16 protein-coding genes and 1 tRNA gene are annotated in these 17,783 nt (G+C 52.1%); 10 read left to right on the top strand and 7 right to left on the bottom strand.

Going from position 1 to position 17,783, the window contains the following annotated elements; genetic code table 11:
* The first annotated feature begins 116 nt into the window (after positions 1-116).
* From VMT71_02075 to VMT71_02085, 3 genes are read left to right on the top strand one after another with little or no spacing between them, the layout of a single operon-like run.
* Positions 117-929 carry an electron transfer flavoprotein subunit beta/FixA family protein gene (locus tag VMT71_02075; GenBank protein ID HVN22730.1) on the top strand — a complete coding sequence of 271 codons (813 nt, stop codon included), beginning with the start codon at positions 117-119 and terminating at the stop codon, positions 927-929.
* Positions 929-2,212: an FAD-binding protein gene (locus VMT71_02080; GenBank protein HVN22731.1), complete on the top strand. Its 1,284-nt coding sequence runs from the start codon at positions 929-931 to the stop codon at positions 2,210-2,212. The genes VMT71_02075 and VMT71_02080 overlap by 1 nt, the downstream gene beginning before the upstream one ends.
* 7 nt (positions 2,213-2,219) lie before the next feature.
* Positions 2,220-4,235 (top strand): (Fe-S)-binding protein, encoded by a 2,016-nt coding sequence (locus VMT71_02085; GenBank protein HVN22732.1) that lies wholly within the window; start codon positions 2,220-2,222, stop codon positions 4,233-4,235.
* A gap of 82 nt (positions 4,236-4,317) precedes the next feature.
* Here VMT71_02085 and VMT71_02090 read toward each other — a convergent pair whose 3' ends face one another.
* Positions 4,318-4,959: a hypothetical protein gene (locus VMT71_02090; protein HVN22733.1), complete on the bottom strand. Its 642-nt coding sequence runs from the start codon at positions 4,957-4,959 to the stop codon at positions 4,318-4,320.
* 152 nt (positions 4,960-5,111) lie between these two features.
* Positions 5,112-5,795 carry a SagB/ThcOx family dehydrogenase gene (locus tag VMT71_02095; GenBank protein HVN22734.1) on the bottom strand — a complete coding sequence of 228 codons (684 nt, stop codon included), beginning with the start codon at positions 5,793-5,795 and terminating at the stop codon, positions 5,112-5,114.
* A gap of 316 nt (positions 5,796-6,111) precedes the next feature.
* On the opposite strand from VMT71_02095, the gene VMT71_02100 reads away from it, so the two are divergent.
* Positions 6,112-6,672 (top strand): surface-adhesin E family protein, encoded by a 561-nt coding sequence (locus VMT71_02100; GenBank protein HVN22735.1) that lies wholly within the window; start codon positions 6,112-6,114, stop codon positions 6,670-6,672.
* 95 nt (positions 6,673-6,767) lie between these two features.
* Here the strand turns inward: VMT71_02100 and VMT71_02105 are convergent, their stop codons facing one another.
* The 3 genes from VMT71_02105 to VMT71_02115 all read right to left on the bottom strand — a co-directional run bounded on the left by VMT71_02105 (position 6,768) and on the right by VMT71_02115 (position 10,431).
* On the bottom strand, positions 6,768-7,304 hold the full coding sequence (locus tag VMT71_02105) for a nitroreductase family protein (protein HVN22736.1): 537 nt from the start codon (positions 7,302-7,304) through the stop codon (positions 6,768-6,770).
* A 170-nt stretch (positions 7,305-7,474) separates the two neighbouring features.
* The gene (locus VMT71_02110) at positions 7,475-9,739 is read right to left on the bottom strand and encodes a DNA internalization-related competence protein ComEC/Rec2 (GenBank protein ID HVN22737.1); all 2,265 of its coding nucleotides are present in this window, start codon (positions 9,737-9,739) and stop codon (positions 7,475-7,477) included.
* The gene (locus VMT71_02115; protein HVN22738.1) at positions 9,730-10,431 is read right to left on the bottom strand and encodes a hypothetical protein; all 702 of its coding nucleotides are present in this window, start codon (positions 10,429-10,431) and stop codon (positions 9,730-9,732) included. The genes VMT71_02110 and VMT71_02115 overlap by 10 nt, the downstream gene beginning before the upstream one ends.
* A gap of 150 nt (positions 10,432-10,581) precedes the next feature.
* Here VMT71_02115 and VMT71_02120 point away from each other — a divergent pair, with 150 nt between their 5' ends.
* Complete coding sequence (locus tag VMT71_02120) at positions 10,582-11,136, top strand: cupin domain-containing protein (protein HVN22739.1); 555 nt, start codon at positions 10,582-10,584, stop codon at positions 11,134-11,136.
* Positions 11,137-11,229: 93 nt separating this feature from the next.
* On the opposite strand, the gene VMT71_02125 is transcribed toward VMT71_02120, so the two are convergent.
* On the bottom strand, positions 11,230-11,808 hold the full coding sequence (locus VMT71_02125) for a tetratricopeptide repeat protein (protein HVN22740.1): 579 nt from the start codon (positions 11,806-11,808) through the stop codon (positions 11,230-11,232).
* A gap of 179 nt (positions 11,809-11,987) precedes the next feature.
* Here VMT71_02125 and VMT71_02130 point away from each other — a divergent pair, with 179 nt between their 5' ends.
* The 3 genes from VMT71_02130 to VMT71_02140 all read left to right on the top strand — a co-directional run bounded on the left by VMT71_02130 (position 11,988) and on the right by VMT71_02140 (position 14,909).
* On the top strand, positions 11,988-12,905 hold the full coding sequence (locus VMT71_02130; protein ID HVN22741.1) for an MBL fold metallo-hydrolase: 918 nt from the start codon (positions 11,988-11,990) through the stop codon (positions 12,903-12,905).
* Between the two features lie 389 nt (positions 12,906-13,294).
* Positions 13,295-14,617, top strand: coding sequence for an ArsB/NhaD family transporter (locus VMT71_02135; protein HVN22742.1), 1,323 nt, complete (start codon positions 13,295-13,297; stop codon positions 14,615-14,617).
* A gap of 218 nt (positions 14,618-14,835) precedes the next feature.
* A tRNA-Arg gene (locus tag VMT71_02140) sits at positions 14,836-14,909 on the top strand.
* 400 nt (positions 14,910-15,309) lie between these two features.
* On the opposite strand, the gene VMT71_02145 is transcribed toward VMT71_02140, so the two are convergent.
* Positions 15,310-15,735: a hypothetical protein gene (locus VMT71_02145; GenBank protein HVN22743.1), complete on the bottom strand. Its 426-nt coding sequence runs from the start codon at positions 15,733-15,735 to the stop codon at positions 15,310-15,312.
* A gap of 790 nt (positions 15,736-16,525) precedes the next feature.
* Between VMT71_02145 and VMT71_02150 the strand changes: the two genes are divergently transcribed.
* Both VMT71_02150 and VMT71_02155 read left to right on the top strand, forming a co-directional pair.
* Positions 16,526-16,894, top strand: coding sequence for a DUF2007 domain-containing protein (locus VMT71_02150; protein ID HVN22744.1), 369 nt, complete (start codon positions 16,526-16,528; stop codon positions 16,892-16,894).
* 126 nt (positions 16,895-17,020) lie between these two features.
* Positions 17,021-17,182, top strand: a complete 162-nt coding sequence (locus tag VMT71_02155) for a hypothetical protein (GenBank protein ID HVN22745.1) — start codon at positions 17,021-17,023, stop codon at positions 17,180-17,182.
* Positions 17,183-17,783: the final 601 nt, after the last annotated feature.

Below are 17,783 nucleotides of genomic sequence, written 5' to 3' on the forward strand. Positions count from 1 at the left end.
TGACGCTCGTCAATTGGAACGCCATGGGCCGGCGCTGACACACCATCGATTTAAGTTCTTGAATTGACAGAGCTACGCCCTTAGGATAAAGTTGTGAATTATTGCAGGGGGTACTTGTGCACATCGTCGTATGCGTCAAGATGGTCCCGGACACAACGCAGGTCACAATAGATCCGGTCACCAACACGCTCATCAGGGAAGGGATACCCTTCATCATCAATCCTTTTGATGACCACGCACTGGAAGAAGCTTTACGCATCAGGGACACATGCGGGGGGAAAGTCACGGTGCTTTCCATGGGACCGGCTCCTGCGGAAACAGTTTTGCGCGATGCGATCGCTCTGGGTGCCGACGCAGCAGTTCTTCTCTCGGATAGAGTCTTCGGAGGCTCTGATACACTGGCGACGAGCAAGGTCATCAGTGAGGCGATTGAAAGACTCTCCTCTCAGGAACGAGTCGACCTCGTTGTCTGCGGAAAACAGACCATTGATGGCGATACCGCCCAGGTAGGACCCGGAATAGCAACACGCCTGGGCTTTGCACAGGTGACGCTTGTTGACAAAGTGCTCGATGTGGACGTCGAGGGTAGGTATATCACGGTAAGGGCAAAGTTTGACAACCGGCACCAGGTTGTTCAAGCACGGCTTCCGGCTCTTATCACGGTGGTGCGCGAAATCAACACCGTGCGCTATCCCGCGGTACCGCGAAGACTCTATGCCGAAGAAGCCCCCCTGGCGGTCTGGACAAATGAAACCCTCAAGATCGATGTCAACACCATAGGGCTTAACGGCTCGCCCACGTGGGTGAAGCGTATCTTCGCGCCTCAAAGAGAGAAGGGCGAGATAGTATCAGGACTGGGCAGCGCTAAGGAAGAGACAGTTCGGCTCATCATACAGAAGATCGAAGATTGGAAAATCCTGGACCTCTAATGCAAAATAAAAAACGGAGATTCAAGGTTCGCCTCTCACCCGGCAAATGCATTGGCTGCGGCCGCTGTGAGCCGGCCTGCCCGGTCAACGCAATCAGGTACGATGAAAAAGGCGAGCCGATTATCGACCTGGAAAAATGCATCGGCTGTGGCAAGTGTGTCAAAGTCTGCCCGGCTGACGCCATCACCACGTTCATCCCTGAGGAAGGCATTGGCACATGGGACGAGGAGCAACCTGCAGCAGAGACGGGCGGAGAAACAGCGAGTAGTCTTTGGCGCGGGGTCTGGGTCTACGTGGAGCAGATGGATGGCAAGGCCGAACCGGTCTCCTGGCAACTTCTCGGGAAAGGAAAAGAGCTTGCCCAAGACCTTGAGGTGGAACTGGCCGCTGTAGTGCTCGGCAGCAACGTTGAACACCTGGCAGATGAGGCCGCCGAATATGGTGCCGATAAGGTCTACCTGGTTGACACGCCGGTCCTCAAGGACTACAGGGCCGAAACTCACCTGCGTGCGTGTGTCCACCTCGTCGGGAAATATGCACCCGAGGTATTATTGATCGGGGCCACAGGCCTCGGCCGTGACCTGGCAGGTGGCGTGGCAACGCGCCTGCAGACCGGGTTGACCGCGGACTGCACGGCGTTGGCGATCGACAAGCAAAACAGGTACCTGGAGCAGACACGCCCAGCTTTCGGCGGTAACATTATGGCCACGATCCTCTGCGAAAAGGCCAGGCCCCAAATGGCCTCGGTCAGGCCCAATGTTATGCCCACGCCTTCACGAATCCCGGGGAGGAAGGCAACGCTGGTTCGAGAATCGATTACATTCGACGAGAATCAGATACTCACGAAAATACTGGAGGTAGCGCCCATTCAGTGCGAGAGTTCTGTGGATATAACGGCCGTGGGAGTCATCGTCAGCGGTGGCAGAGGACTGATGAGCGCAGAGAACTTCGGGATGCTTCAGGAATTGGCAGACCTGCTCGGCGGCGTGGTTGCCGGCTCCAGGAGTGCCGTAGATGCAGGGTGGATCAGGCACGAACGGCAGGTAGGACAGACCGGCAAGACCGTGCGACCGAAGCTGTATCTCGCCTGCGCCATCTCGGGTGCCATCCAGCATCTTGTCGGCATGCAGGATGCCGAGTATATCATCGCCATCAACAAAGACGAGCGCGCGCCCATCTTTGATGTAGCAGACCTTGGCATTGTCGGAGACGTCTTTGAGATTGTTCCGGGAATGATCGAAGAACTGCGAAAGATGAAAACCGCCCCTGTGTGCGACACATGAGGATCACATGTCCGTAGCTGAGTCCATCATCTTTGCGCTGGCTTTTTTCGCAGCACTCTTTCTTTTCCTGAGGAGGGTGTTCCGCCTTTTGGCTATGGTCCTCCTGGGGAAAGCAGAGCAGAGGTTCGACCACCTCCTTCAGAGGCTGAAAGCGCTCCTCGTCTATGGTTTCGGACAGAAAAGGGTCATCGAAAAACCTTTCGGTGTGAATCATTTCCTTCTCTTCTGGGGATTCATTCTGCTCCAGCTCATGGTCAACAGTGAATTTATCATTGCGGGCATATTCCCCAGGTTCAGCCTCAGTTTCACGGGTGCATTGCTCTATCCGGCCATCATTTTTGTTGCGGACGTGACCTCATTCATTGTGCTCATCGTCGTTGTCATCGCAGCGGCGAGACGGTTATTCTTCAAGCCGCCGAACGTGGAACGAAGCCTTGACGCATTTTTTATACTCGGCCTCGTCGGGCTTCTCATGATCGCCTATTTCGGGCTGCACATCGCCTCCGTGGTAGCGGGACAGGAAAGCCAAGTATACAGGCCCTTCTCTCGAATCATGGCCTCACCGTTTACGGGATATGGCACGCTCTTATTCTGGCAGCTTGTGGAACGAGTCTGCTGGTGGCTCCACGCGGCAGTGCTTCTTCTCTTTCTCGTCTATATACCGTGCAGCAAACACCTGCACATCCTTACCGCACTTCTCAACTGCTTCTTCAGGCGCTTCGGTTTTCCCCACTCCTTGCCCGTTCTGCAATTCAAGCGGGGGGAGCGATTCGGCGTCTCCAAGGTTACGCAGTTTACATGGAAGGATCTGCTCGATTTCTTCTCCTGCACCGAATGCGGAAGATGCGCTGATGCGTGCCCTGCTACAACCACGGGCAAAGTGCTCAATCCCAAAGAAGTAATTCTCCAGGGCAAAGCCAACCTCATCAGGAACGGAAATGCGATTCTGACATTGCGGGGTGGAGATACCATAGCAGGCGCAGATGAACACACTCCTGTCAGCTTTGCGCTTATAGGTGGAGACCACGAGCGGAGTATAGCGCCTCAGGCAATCTGGGACTGCACCACCTGCGGAGCGTGCGTGGAGAAGTGCCCTGTCTTTATAGAACAATTCCCCAAGCTTCTGAAAATGAGACGCCATCTCGTGATGGAAGCGGTCGATTTTCCTTCGGAAGTGATCAATCTTTTCCGCAATCTCGAACAGCGGTACAACCCTTACGGCATTGCGCCCTCTGACCGCATCAGGTGGGCATTAGACCTCGATGTGCCATTACTGGCCGAAAAACCTGACGCCGAGTACCTCTTCTATATCGGATGCGTGGCGTCCTTCACTTCCCGCATGAAGAGTGTCATAGCAGCGATTATCGAAGCGCTGCGGAACGCATCGGTATCCTTCGCGGTTCTGGGCAAAGAAGAGCAGTGCTGCGGAGATCCTTTGCGGCGGTTGGGTAACGAATATGTGTTCGACAAGTTCGCCCGAAGCAATGTGACAACCTTCAGGAAGTACGGGATTAAGAAGATGTTGACTCTCTGTCCCCACTGCTATAGCACATTCAAAAACGACTATCGGGATTTCGGCGCAGAATTCGAGGTGCTGCATCATACAGAGCTTTTAGGTACTCTTCTGAGAGAAGGAAAGATACGCCCCCCGGAAAGGGTGACCAAGGAGCGCATTGTCGTTCACGATTCCTGCTATCTCGGGAGGTATAACAACATCTACGACGATCCTCGAGAAGTGTTGCGTCGTGCAACAGGATCATTGCCGCTGGAGATGGATTTAAACCGCCGTGAAAGCTTCTGTTGCGGGGCCGGCGGGGGACGCATGTGGATGGAAGAATCGAGCGGCACGAGGATAAACGCAAACCGGACCGCTCAGGCATTGCGTCTCGATCCCACGGTCATCGCAACCTGCTGTCCTTACTGCCTCACGATGTTCGAGGACGGAATAAAAGACGAAAAGGCCGAGAGCAGGGTTAGAGTTCTCGATATCGCGGAGGTCCTCATGCCGACGCACATTCGCTGAACTCACGGCATACGGCCCAGTTAGCGGTAACCGCAGGTCCTTATCTTCACTCTTGATATCCTTGAAGTCGAATTGGCAGGAACTACTTACGCAGGATGGCGATTGGCGTCACGAGCGCCTGATAGACTATTTTTTCCTTCACCGAGGAAATGGCTATCTTCTTCTCTTCGCAACTGTGCAGGTAACCAAACAGGTCTGCTTTTTCCTCAAACGTCCGTTCTTCCGTTATAAATGGCCTGTAAATGGAGGAGACATACTGATTGTGTGTTGCCAGGCTGCACTTTATGTCGTTCTGAACAAATTCCAGCACCAGCGCCGAATTTCGTCCATCGCATCGAAGTCCACGCGGCAGGACGTACATAGTATTCCGCAAGGTACCTTCCATCCAGATCCTTTGTTTCCGGGCTGATTTAAGAACCTGTGGGTCAGCTACACTGAGATACGCCATTTTGAGGCCCGGAAGCATAGCCCTCAACAGATGGCTGTCGTCCACTTCAAAGAGCTGCGCAGATGCGCTTCCCAGACCGCTGGATGAAAAAAAACTTGACCTGTACTCACCACCAATGTTTTGTACTTCCACCTTGGGACGTTCCCTCAACCCGGTGAGACCGCTGTACGTGGCCGCTAACTGCTCTGTGTCCAGGTAGAGTATGGTCTCAAAAAAATCGTTCACCTGGTCTGAGAGTGTTTTTGAGAGGTTCTTAAAAAGCCAGTCGATGTTCATTCTTTCCCGCTCTTAGAGGCAGTTAGTAAAGGAATGCGCCTTATGTATATGGTATTTAACGGCGAGATACTGTCTTAATCAATCGGCCAAATGGTCAATTTTCACTCCCAAAGGGATTAGGAGTTTGGTTTCAATATCTTTAGGAGTGGAGGTTATTTCCTGCCCAGGGGCATAATGTAAATGGGCTGCTGTTTCTCCGGCAAAGGCAGAGCCTTCCTCACGTCTTCCGGTTTGAAACCGGCTATGGAAACCGTCCCCAGCTTTATGGCAGTAGCCTGCAGATATACGTTTTCCGCAGCATGGCCAGCCTCGAGGTAAATCCAGGCTGGATTTGCCGCCGACCGTTCCGGCACACCGCAAATGATCAGCGACGCCGGTGCGCCGGCCACCGCGGGCTGGGGAACAGCCTTAGAAAGATCAGCCTTTTTGTCGCCCTCGGCCATCTTGATCAATGCATGCTCCTTTGGTTGATAACGATACAGCCCGGCCGGAAGGCCGGTCACGTTACCAGCCACGAGATAGACTTCAATCAGAAACTGGCCCTTGGGCGAAGGCGTTGTGCGTAAGCCCTTTCCAGCATCGGTTACACCCTGCGCTGACCAGAGGATCTGGGAAACTTCATCGAGAGAAAGCGGTTCAGATTTGTAAGCCCTAACCGAGCGCCGTTCAGTCAACGCTTTTTCTACGGAAACGTTTCCGTCCAATTTGGGTGGAGGCAGCTTAACACTCGCATCGGTAGCGGCAGTCTGCTGGGCATGAGAAGGAAGAGCGAGCACACAGAGGCAAAGCACTACAGCCGCAACCGAAACCGCTCTCTTTATATGTTCTTTTCTCATGGGAACCCCCTGTGGTTTTCTCAACGTTCTATTGCTGGGGCTTGCGTCGCCTCCTCCTGCGGCAAAACCGCCGGAGCCTTCCCCTCTCGCGAGCCGTGCTCGCTAGATAGATTTCATCACCCGTGAAATAACGCCACGGGTACCCGACGACGCGAAAATCTATCGCTATTTCTTTTCCCACAGACGCAGCGCCCGTGTCAACAGCAAAGTGGGCAGTTTTTTCTTTCAATTCTGTGTATACTATACGCTAAGCTGAGTCGCGTTATCAGGGTACTCAGATACGCAGCATCGCCAGTCTAGTAACGGAGCCGTAAACGTGGGCAGAACACGTGCCGTGAGAATTGTCCCTTCCCGCTGCTGCCAGGCGCTGATCATCATGCTTTCCGTGCTGTCTCTTTTCTCCTGCAGCTTGAGCTTCGATAATCCCTGGGAGAAGAAGCCAGCCGAACTTCCGCAACAGAAACCCACCCCACCTGAAGTACATTCAGTCCAGAAAGAAGGCAAACAACTCCCCTCCAGCGCTTCCTCAGATGCTTCTTCCAATGTTTCTTCGGGCGAGAACGAGGATGGAAGAAAGTGGAAAAGATATATGACTGACGATCAGGATGTCAGGCATTTCATCGACGAGGAAGCAATAACAAGGATTTCCAAGGACGTTATCCAGATGTGGCGAAAAAGGGAGTTTCCGCCCGGCGCAGCACAGAGGCGCATTGTGACCCTGGACGAATTAAACTGTCCCAGGCAGGAATTTCGCACGGTGGAGCTTCAGGTGACGTACTCGGACGGAAGGATCGGCAGGTCAAAAGAACCCGGCCGCTGGGCAAAAATCTACGAAAACACCAACGAAGAATACCTGATGGACGAGTACTGCAAGTAGTCTTTCCTCGCTGAGCAATCCTCTATCGATTCGTTCCCTTCTGTATGGCGCGGCCCTTCTGTCTTGCAGAAGGACCGCCGCTCAGGTGCTGCAGATCAGCTCTTGCTCTGGCCGTAACGGTTATAGCTGACCTTATCGTAACGGAGTTCGTCCTTCTTGTAGGGAACCATCTCTTCAGCCGGGTACCCTACCGCTATGATACACTCAACCGTAAGATTTTCAGGAAGGCCGAGGAGCTTGGCGATGTATTGGGTTGACGTTGTGTTGTCGTTGAAATTATTTCCTCTCAATTGTGCCCAGCGGCTTCCAAGGCCCAAGTCATGAGCTGCATATTGCATAGTGACCGCAGCTATCGAGCAATCCTCGACCCATAGTCCGGAAGCAGACTGATCTCCGCACACGACTACGCCCACCGGGGCATCCTTGACAAAGGCGGCACCTCCGGGCTTTGCCACCGAGAGTTCCTTCAGAAGGCCCTTGTCGGTGACCACTACAAATGCCCAAGGCCTTCTGGCGCCTCCCGTCGGGGAACGCAGGGCAGCTTCGATGATAGCATCGATCTTTTCGGCTTCCACAGGTCGGTCAGCATACGCTCTGACACTTCTTCTCTTCTCCGCAAGCTCCTTAAACATGTTATCCTCTCCTTTCTTGCCGGGTGCATTACCAGCTCCTTACGTTTTATTTCGTTTTCGCCGGAGCCACCAGCACACTTATCTTTTTCGACGCCATTCTACCACAAGTCTTACTTACAATCATAAGACCAGAACATTGATTATGCCAGCAAGGAGAACAGCATTTCGGGTCATTGTGCTATATGATAGGTAAGCCGTCCTGCGCGAGAACATACAGTGATCGGTCCCTGGCTGTCTGTCCTCACTGTGGGAATGGAAAGCATCCGGTACCGCTCCATGGTCTGGCGAGCAGGCAATCCCGCCATCACCCCGCCTCCGCTCAATACCGCCAGCTTCGGGCTGACTGCTCTCAAAAAGGGAAGAGTGCTGGAAGTGAGGCTGCCGTGATGCGGAATTTTCAGGACATCTGCCTTGAGAGAAGCGCCCGAGGTGATGAGCTCTTCTTCGACGCTACCGCCGATATCGCCGGGAAAGAGAAACGTGCTCCCATTCCGCGTGATCGCGATTACGAGAGAAGCATCATTCAGGTTTTCAAAGGTTGCGCCCTGTAAAGGATGCAACACTGCAATCTCTGTCTCGGCCGGAAAATGATAGGCATCTCCTTTCTTCCAGAACTGCAGTGCGGTTCCCTTCCGGCGCATGGTCTCCAGTAGAGACCGATAGTGTACGTACTCCACCAAATGTGACGTGGTTGCAAAGTTTCTCACGTTCATATTTTGAAGTAACGATGGAAGACCCCCGATATGGTCCTCATGGCCGTGAGAATTGATCACATAGTCGAGCGTCAGGATCTTCTTTGACAGCAGAAAGGGCATCACAATCCGGGAGCCGGTATCGAAGTCCCCGGATAGGGAACCTCCCCCGTCTATGAGAATCCTCACGCCTTTCGGCGCCTCGATGAGAGTCGCTTCTCCCACACCCACGTCTATGAAGTTGGCGCAGAGATCATTATTAAATCTTCTTTCATATACCAGGTACAATTGAAGCACGCAGAGAGGAAGCAGCACAGCGAGGAGCAAGGCAACCACCGGCTTCTTCCCTGCGTACAGGAGAGAGAAGAAGAGCGCGTAATAAAGGAGCATCTCAAAGAAATCGGGCCGGATAATGGGAAAGAGATAACCCCAATCGAGCCAGCGGAGAAGAATGAGATTGAAATGGACTACCCATCCTGAGAGCACCAACAGGACATCACCGAAAGGCACACTCATGCCTATGAGGCTCAAGGATGTGGCCAGGACCCCCGTCAGTGGTACCGTCGCAAGATTGTGGATGATACTGAAGAGGTTTATCCCGTAGAAATGATATATCACAACAGGGGCGGTTCCGAGCGTCGCAGCAGCAGTGGTAAGTATGACCGACAAGGACCATTCGGCCGGTGTCCATCTGATCTTCTTTATCATCGGGTAGAGCTTCTCCATGCAGAGCACTATCGCGAGCAGGCTCATGAAGGTGAGCTGGAACGAAGGTGAAAAAAGTGAGTGGGGATAGATGAGGAGAATAATGAGGGCGGAAAGGGCCATGCTGTTCAGGAGATGTCTTCCCCTTTCAAAGATGAGGGCCAGCATGTAGATCTCCACCATGATCGTTGCACGGATCACGGAGACGCCTGAGCCGGCTATGAGCATGAAAATAAAGGGGAAGGGAATCGTGAGCACGGCCGCATATTTTACGTCCCGGCCTGACAATCTGAGCCGCCTGATGCGACGGAGGAGAAATCTCGCAACAAAAAAGAAGAAACCCGAGATAATGCCTACGTTGAAGCCTGAAATGGCGAGTACGTGGGAGGTGCCTGTCCTCAGGAAGAGCTTGTTGATTTCTTCGTCAAGCGAAGCTCGATCGCCGATAGTGAGTGCCTTCTGGACATCGCTGTGCATCGCTCCTGATGCCTCTATCCTTTTCCGGAAAAAATTCCTCAAGGCATTAATGGAACTGCCGCCCGGTCTCACAAGCAGTATCTTCCCTTTCAGTTCGTGGTTGACCCCTTCCAAGCGCTTGAGCCATCTCCAGAGCTTGCGCGGGGAGTCTGCAGACACCGGGCTGAATTCAACGATGCGGCCTCTCAGGTAGACGCGATCCGCAGTCTCCAGGGGAGCATCCGAGTGAAATGAAACCCGCAGATCCCGCAAGGATTCAGGATCGGTAATGGCTATGACTTTTGACTTCGGCGATGTTTCAACTACGCTTCCCGCATACAGGGATTCGCCTTCATCAATCAGCAAAGGCATTGATTCTGTGACGATTGCCAGTCGGATAATGCCGGTCAGTAAAAAAGCAACCACCAGAAGAAAAAAAGTGACACTGCCATTCCTGCGCTGGGAAAATGGAAGCAACAGCACCAGCGCAGCGAGTCCGAGAGCAATCGGCCTCGGCGCAATGCCATAGAAGGCTTGGATATAGATCCCGGCGGCGAAGGCAAGTACACAGCTTACGAACAAGCTTCCTGGATGCCCTGAAGGAAAGAGTGGACGTTCCTGCCTAAATCCGTCACATAATAGCCCCCTTCCAAGACGAAGAACACATGCGGATTGGAAGAGGTGATCTTTGAGCCGATGGTTTTGAAATCCTGGGTGAAGAGCAGCGCGCCCCAATCATGTACATACGTATCGAACCCTGCGGAACAGCCCACGATGTCGTAGCCGGCAGCGTCTTCCAGCGCGTTGTCCAGGTTTGATAGAAATTCCGTGCGGCTCGGTGCGGAAATATTCCTGAAGGTCACTCTCTGGTCGTCCTTAAAAATATCGAACGTCCCGTTGCCGTAATGAAGGTCGATATCAACAATCAGGGCCGACCCGATCCTGTTGGCGGTAAGCAGTTTCTGAACAGCCAGCGCTATGTTATTGAAGAAGCAGAATCCACCGTTGAAGTTGCGGCCGGCATGGTGGCCCGGAGGTCGGGCCAGCGAGAAGGTGGGCCCTTTGAAGCACCGCTCAGCCGCGGCAATTGCGGCCCCCGCCGAGACCCGGGCCACCTCAAACACCTCCGAATACCGTTGCACCGAGGCCAGAACGCTGTCTGTGTGGCAGAGCCTGAGGTCTTCTATATTGCAGGGTTCCGGTTCCAAAAAAATTACAAGCTCGGCTACCTCGGAATGGATGGCACTGACGCGTTCCGGCGCCTCACAGTCCACTGTTGGATAGTCCCGAAGAAAAATCGGGCTATAAAAGGTTGTGATTTTTGGTACAAATTTTCTTGACAAAGCGGCCCTTTCGTTAGACTATAAATGTATACGCCAACTAAGTCAATCTTTGGGACCCCCCGGTCCAAGTGAGGCCTCGCGGTGGAAGCTCAAGACATCCTGAACGTAGGTCAAAAACTGAAGCGGCTCAGAGCAAGCAAGAGCATGTCGTTAAGACTTCTCTCGCAGAAAAGCGGAGTTTCAGCCAATGCCCTCAGCCTCATAGAGAGAAACAAAACCTCGCCCACTGTCACCACCCTGCTGGCGATCGCCAAAGCCTTCAATATGGGGATCAATGATTTTTTTTCCGGGCAGAGCCAGGACATGAAAGAAGTTGTATTTTCGCCTGGCGTGGGAAAACAGCCGGGATCCTCAATTGAGGCCCTCGCACCAAACCTCAAGCAGCAGAATCTCCAACCGGTCCTTCTGAGGCTCGCGCCTGACGAGAAATTCCGCGAGGAATTTTGTTTTCACCCGGGAGATGAGTTTGTCTATTGTCTTACGGGTGAGATAGAGTGTGAGGTGGGCAAGGAGAAGATCAGCCTCCACCAGGGTGACGCAGTCACCTACAAGGCCGAGACGCCCCACCGGATCAACAACAAGTCACCATCGGGCAGTCAGGCACTCGTGGTGTTTGAACTGGGTCACCTCATCTAATGAACGTTACGAACCAAAATCTGTTGCGGGTTGCGGGTTAAAACACGTAACCCGCAACAACGCCGCAGGCGTCGAAACTCGGAACGGGCTTTATTACTTGGCGAGGTTCTTGAGCTGCTCCAACTGGGCTTTGGCCATGACAGCTCTGTTGTCGGTAGGAGCTACCTTTAAGAAATCTTCCCACGCCACAATAGCCGCGGGTATATCCTTCTTATCATTCTGGAGGACGATAGCAAGATTAAACCTGCTGTTAACGTGGGTGGGGTTGTCTTTTGCGGCCTGTCTGAACTCCCTGATTGCGCTGTCATAATCTTTGATGTTTCTGTACATGATACCCATATCGGTCCGCACGTCAGCGTTCTTGGGATCGATCGCGAGCGCCTTCTGGTACGTATCAATCGCCTTTCTTTCCTGGTTGGTATCAAAATACGCGTTACCCAGTGATATGAGCACCTGCAGGTTTTGCGGATCGCCTTTGAGGGCTTCTTCCATCTGGCTGATTTCTTGTAACAGGTTCGCTTTGGCCTGAGGGCTCACGGAGCCTCCTTCTGAAGCAACCGGGGGAGTCCCTCCCCTTTGAGACCCGTAAAACTTGATACCACTGACCGCCCCGATTATAAAGCCTGCCAGAAAAGCCACGATGATGAGCAGAAAAGCTTTGTCCCGCTGCATGGACAACAATATACGAGATTTGCAGCGCCATTATCAACTTCTTTATTTCCTTGCAGGGTGTATGGATTTATCTTGACTCCCGACCCTGGTTCGATTTAGCTAACCTGTAGCAGAACAATGTCCCGGCCTCTCCAAAGCAACTACGGCCAGCGGCAATGTTCGTGCAAAGGGGGTGTCGTATGGCAGACAGGGTCGAAATCACGCTGCTTGTAGACAACTACACTGATATTTTTCTCCCGTCAAAAGAGTATGTCACCTACCCCACACCAGGGGATGGTTCGCGCCTCCGGGGTGAGCAGGGCCTTTCACTCTGGATCGAGATCACGGAGCAAAAGGATATTCTGCGCATACTTTACGATTTCGGAAGAAGCGGCGCCATACTCCTGCATAACGCCAGACAACTGGGCATCGATATCGGGCTCGCCGATTTCATGGTCCTGAGCCACGCGCACGGGGATCATTACGGTGGTTTTTCTAAAGCCCTGACGTACGCAAAGGAATCCTGCCGTGTTGTCCTTCATCCTACCGCATGCGGCATCAGACGATTCATCAAATTCGGGGAGCGCGTAGTCGGGCCCTGGGGCATCAAGAAGAGCCTGCTTGCCAAGCTGCAGTCGAGAATTGTTTTGAGCGGCGGCTTGACTTCGCTGGGGCAGGGCGCATACGTTTCCGGGGAGATCGAGCGGCGGACTGCCTTTGAAAAGGGCATGCCCAACGCATTTCTTGAAGAGAAAGGCACACTGGTGCGCGATCCGATCAGCGACGACCAGGCTCTGATTATTGAGCTTTCCGGCAAAGGGCTTGTCGTGATCACGGGCTGCGCCCATGCGGGCGTCGTAAACACCCTCCTGCACACACAGCGGCTTTTCCCGGGGCACAATATCTTCGCACTCTTCGGAGGCTTTCACCTTAACAATGCGGATGAAGAACAAATGCGTGAGACAGTGCGACACATAGCAGAGGCACATGTCAGCTACCTCGCAGGATTTCACTGCACCGGCTATTACGCTCAGAAAGTCCTCATGGATCATTTCGGCGAACGGTGGATACCGGGGGCCGTAGGGGCGAGAATAACGCTCAAGGCAATGGGCGCGTAAGGAAACATGTTTTGGATGGGCCCGACCGCTATGCCGAAAAGTCTTGCATTATATAACAAAAACAGATAAATAGATTCCCACGGGTAAGCCCGTGGTACTCACATCACGCGCTCTGGCGAACAGTGAATGCATTCACCCATGCTTGAAAGCGTGTCCTCTGCTAGCTCGGCGCCGCCTGTAAGGAATCTATCTAGTGAGCACCGCGAGCGAGAGGGGGAGGCTACACGCGGCTTTGCCGCTGGAGGGGGTGACGCGAGCCCCAGGATTCAGATACGTCCAAGGCACCGAGCAGGAAATACACTTCAGCACGCGTGCGTTCAATGCTTGAGTATTCAGCCGGTCACCTGAAGCGGGGCCGCTGAAGACGAAATACCGGGGGGAGAGATCTAATGAATCCTTTCTATATTGCTGTCGGCGTATTCTTTGTCGCGTATGTCCTTATTACCCTGGAACATTTTCATAAAACAATAATCGCTCTCTTTGCCGCGTCGATCATCCTGGTCACCGGCGTACTGCAGCAGAGTGAAGCGTTCTACTCGGAAGAACTGGGTGTGGACTGGAACGTGGTCCTGCTCTTGATCTCAATGATGATCATTGTGAATATCATGAGGCCGACGGGCTTCTTCGAGTATCTCGCGATCAAGAGCGCGAAGATCGCGAAAGGAAGCCCCTACTGGATCATGGCAATATTCGCATTTGTAACTGCGTTTGTGAGTGCCTTCATCGACAACGTGACAACGGTCCTTCTCATCACGCCCATCATCATCTATATTTGCGACCAACTGGAAGTGGACGCCGTACCCTACCTGATATCGACAGCACTGGCCTCGAACGTAGGGGGAACTGCAACCCTCATAGGTGATCCACCCAACATCATGATCGCATCCAAAGCCCACTTCGATTTTATGATCTTTGTCCGCCACCTTGCTCCAGCTATTCTCGTCATCATGCTTTTCTATATCATCATGCTGAAGATAGTCTTCAGACGATACCTTAAAACATCCAGAGAAGCCATGGAGCGCATCATGAACATGGACGAAAAAGGAGTGATCAAAGAGAGGAAAACCATCTGGAGCTGCCTCATCGTCCTGGCTGTCGTGATCGCTGCCTTCATTTTTCACGGCCAGATCAAACTACAGCCCGCCACCATCGCTATCTTCGGCGCAGGGCTTCTCATGCTGGTTCTCAACATAGAAGAACCGCATACCATCCTCAGCGAATGCGAATGGCCCTCAATATTTTTCTTCATAGGATTGTTTATCGTTGTAGGCGCAGTGGTCAAGGTAGGTTTCGTGAAAATGATGGCAGACGCGGTTATCAAGGCAACGGGGAGTAACATGCTCTTCGCCAGCACCATTATTCTCTGGTTCTCCGCCGTAGCCTCGGCCTTCATCGACAACATACCTTTTGTGGCCACCATGAACCCCCTCCTCCTCGACATGGGAAAAGCGCTCTGGCCAGGTGTCCACATCGATGTAGTGAATCAGACAACCATGTTACCGGTCTGGTGGGCCCTCTCTCTTGGTGCCTGCCTCGGTGGAAACGGAACGGCTATCGGGGCATCCGCAAATGTCGTGGTTGTCGGTATGGGCGAAAAAGTCGGGAGAAAGGTATCATTCGTAAAGTTTATGGTCTACGCATTTCCCTTCTGGTTTATGTCCATTGTTGTGTCGAACATCTATATCTGGTTGCGCTACTTCGTTTTTGGTTGACAGACACGCAAGGTCAACTTCAGTATAGGCCACATGACGAATTTGCGCTCGGCCGAATTTTTCGACAGAATTTATATTGCCGAAATATGGTCCTCTTGTGCTATGCTAATTACCTGATATTTTCGTGCCCCCGTAGCTCAGGTGGATAGAGCGACGGATGATCCACCAGGCCCGGAGGCACTAAGTTCTTTCAGCTAAAAAGTGTTTGTAAGGTTCGTGCCCCCGTAGCTCAGGTGGATAGAGCGACGGATTCCTAATCCGCAGGCCGCATGTTCGAGTCATGCCGGGGGCACTTGGATATTACTGGACTTCCCGACATCACTGCGACCTCGGACGAAGGCAAACTGTGAAGTAAATGTGAAGTAGAGTTTCCGTTAAGCGCTCTGTCCAGCACATCAACGGCCTTTACCTTATGAGAGGGTGCAAGGTGGGCATACCGAAGAGTCATGGTCAGGGTCTTGTGTCCTAGCAGTTCTTTCACGGTCGTGATATCTACCCCTTCCATAACAAGATGCGAAGCAAAGGTGTGACGTAGGTCGTGAAACCGGAAGTCCACAATACCGGCTCGTCTACACGCTCGTACGAAGCTGTTCTTGACATCCTGATAGGGCTTTTCACGCCGAAACACCTGTACAAGCAGTTCCCGCGCCTCTGGCGCACTTTTCAGGAAAGCTTCTGCTCTCTTCTCTTGTTCATTGTTCACACTCTCCCTGCGCTCCGTGGCATCGCCTACTAAACAGCAAATGTAATTTCGCGAGCTTTTCCAGATCGGACATATCCCTGATGACGCTAAAACGGCGCGGGAGGGGTGTCCCTTTTTCTCTTGCTTCTGCACAGGCTTCCTCGTAGGCCCGTTCCTCCTCTTCCACCCATAGAACGAATCTATCGAATAGCTTGCTTATCTCATCGACAAATCTCTTTCTCGTTTTCATCGCATCATGGATGGAATCTCGGCGTAGCCTCTCAGCTATAGCAGCTTTACGCTCAGCGATTCGCGCCTGCCACTGAAATTTCTTGGCCCAATTGAACACAGTAAGAGGATGGATGGCGTACTCCTCGGCGATCCTTCGATAGGAGCGTCTATCTCCCATGTTATAGTACCGTTCAAACGCTTTCATAGTGGTATCGGTCTCGTGATCCCTGCGTGGGCGTGGCTGCTTAGGCTTCTCTGTCAACGATGAACGCGATGTTCTGGAGTCTCGTCTCGTGGGGATCGTTTCTTGAACATTATGATGGCCCTCCTTTATATATAGAAAGCTTGAAGGGCAAAATCAGTAACAAAGATTAGGAAGAAAGTGCGGAAGCAGATTGGAGGGCGTCCGCTACTTACAGTGCGTTCATGGGTTTTCCACATTTTATGTGTAAAAACTGGTGAATAACCCCTTGATCAAAGACTCCAAATACTTGTTATTCCTCTGTTTATAACCATTTTGTTCTAGACTGTAACATCGCTGTAATATCTAATGATTCCGGCATATATTCAAAAATTGGGATGTTCTAATAAAGCTCTGAAAACAAGAAAAATAGTCTTTCAAAACTACTTTCATTCCGGCGTATTACGGATCATCATTTTGAGGGGCATGAAAACCCTTGTCAATGCTGGCTCAAAAAGCCTACCATCTCGGTTTAAGCCTAATAGCTATGACAACACTACATGTGAATCGGTATCCCTCTCGTGTTCTCTTCTCAACCTACGCACAAGCCCGTTCTCACGTGAATTCTTAAAGACTCTCATCCCTCAAAAGGTTTCACGCTGTACTGACGTTCTGTTTGACACGACAGAGGGTACACGTTGATTGTTAATCAACAACGTGCATCAAAAGGACCAAGGTAGTAACATCTGTACTATACTGTTCTAGTGGACTAACTCAGAATCGCGGTTAATAGGAACACTACGAGGAGGGGAAGATGTTTTGTCCTAAATGCCGTACCGAATATGTCGAGGGTATCAGCGTCTGTGCAGATTGCGGCGTTCCTTTAATTGCGCAACTCAATGAAGATGACAAGTCGTCAGAATGGGTTGAGCTTGAGGAGATTCTTGCCACTTTTAATGCGGGTGACATAGCGCTCATCAAGTCGATTCTTGATGGCGAAGGTATTACCTATTCCTTCTTCGGAGAGGAGTTTAACTACGTTCAACCGCTGATTCAGCCCGCGAAGCTTATGGTTCCCAAAGATCAGGCAGAGCGGGCAAGGGAGGTCCTCAAAGACTTGAACCTCGAACATGCTCTGACAAAAGATGTTCATGAATATACAGAAGATTCAGAGGAACAATAACAAGGGTCATCATCAGAGGGTGTCGCATGACCCCCAATCACATAACTCCCAAACACTTCCCCGGCCATTGCTGACCCTGCCCGTTATGCTTACGCAGTTGCACCCTGCTTCGCGGGGGGCCTAGCTTTGCAGGGTCTGCGAGAGAAGGAAGTGTCGATGCTGCCTCTTTTGCTCTTTCAGTTCTTCGGGGGACAAACTTCGGTCATACGGGAGCGGATAGTCGATTTCAACGTTGTCCAGCGCGTCTGTCTGCTCCAAGATGGGGATATAGCTGAACAGCTTTTTTGACAGCCCGTGTTAATCCCGTTTCATAGCCCTATATCCTCTTGAGATATAATACCGCTGTCGCTGTCTGTTACCTTGGCCTACCACGTAGCCTCATGCAGACAGAGGATAAAGCAGGGCGGAACCCAACCGTGTCAACCCGCACGTTGGACAGGGGTCGCAAGAGCGATGCGTTCCATTCTGTATAGGGTACGCTAATCCCCTTCTGGCATTGCAGTCTTCATAATTCCGCCCTCGCTACAGAGTAATTCAGAAAAATTTAATAGACAATCGTCCAACGGTTTACTTGGTATCGGTAGAACGGCTTAATGCTAACAATTTAGGAAAGCGCTGGGTTGTAAGTGTAATCGGTCCTTACGTGTAGCCCCACCACGCCACCCAAACGTGCCCGGCTATTGCTGAGACTCTGCACCTCAACTTACTGGTACCCCTTGTGGCTAATACCTTCGACTCATCAAAGCTGAACATATGGCGTATTGCTATGTGACAGAGGTGCGGCTACCATCTTACATGTACGCTTTTTCCTGGATAGACATACTGAGGGCGTGCGTAATGCCTAAGAAGGTAAGAGTAGTACTGTTATGTCTGGTGTTTCCTCCGGTGC

The sequence above is a fragment of the Syntrophorhabdales bacterium genome (assembly GCA_035541455.1).
GTDB lineage: Bacteria > Desulfobacterota > Syntrophorhabdia > Syntrophorhabdales > WCHB1-27 > JADGQN01.

Bases quoted from the DNA above. Each gene is read 5' to 3' on its own strand.
- VMT71_02080 (HVN22731.1), top strand. From the start codon at position 929: ATGCAAAATAAAAAACGGAGATTCAAGGTTCGCCTCTCACCCGGCAAA.
- VMT71_02085 (HVN22732.1), top strand. From the start codon at position 2,220: ATGTCCGTAGCTGAGTCCATCATCTTTGCGCTGGCTTTTTTCGCAGCA.
- VMT71_02090 (HVN22733.1), bottom strand. From the start codon at position 4,959: ATGAACATCGACTGGCTTTTTAAGAACCTCTCAAAAACACTCTCAGAC.
- VMT71_02095 (HVN22734.1), bottom strand. From the start codon at position 5,795: ATGAGAAAAGAACATATAAAGAGAGCGGTTTCGGTTGCGGCTGTAGTG.
- VMT71_02105 (HVN22736.1), bottom strand. From the start codon at position 7,304: ATGTTTAAGGAGCTTGCGGAGAAGAGAAGAAGTGTCAGAGCGTATGCT.
- VMT71_02125 (HVN22740.1), bottom strand. From the start codon at position 11,808: ATGCAGCGGGACAAAGCTTTTCTGCTCATCATCGTGGCTTTTCTGGCA.
- VMT71_02130 (HVN22741.1), top strand. From the start codon at position 11,988: ATGGCAGACAGGGTCGAAATCACGCTGCTTGTAGACAACTACACTGAT.
- VMT71_02135 (HVN22742.1), top strand. From the start codon at position 13,295: ATGAATCCTTTCTATATTGCTGTCGGCGTATTCTTTGTCGCGTATGTC.
- VMT71_02145 (HVN22743.1), bottom strand. From the start codon at position 15,735: ATGAAAGCGTTTGAACGGTACTATAACATGGGAGATAGACGCTCCTAT.
- VMT71_02150 (HVN22744.1), top strand. From the start codon at position 16,526: ATGTTTTGTCCTAAATGCCGTACCGAATATGTCGAGGGTATCAGCGTC.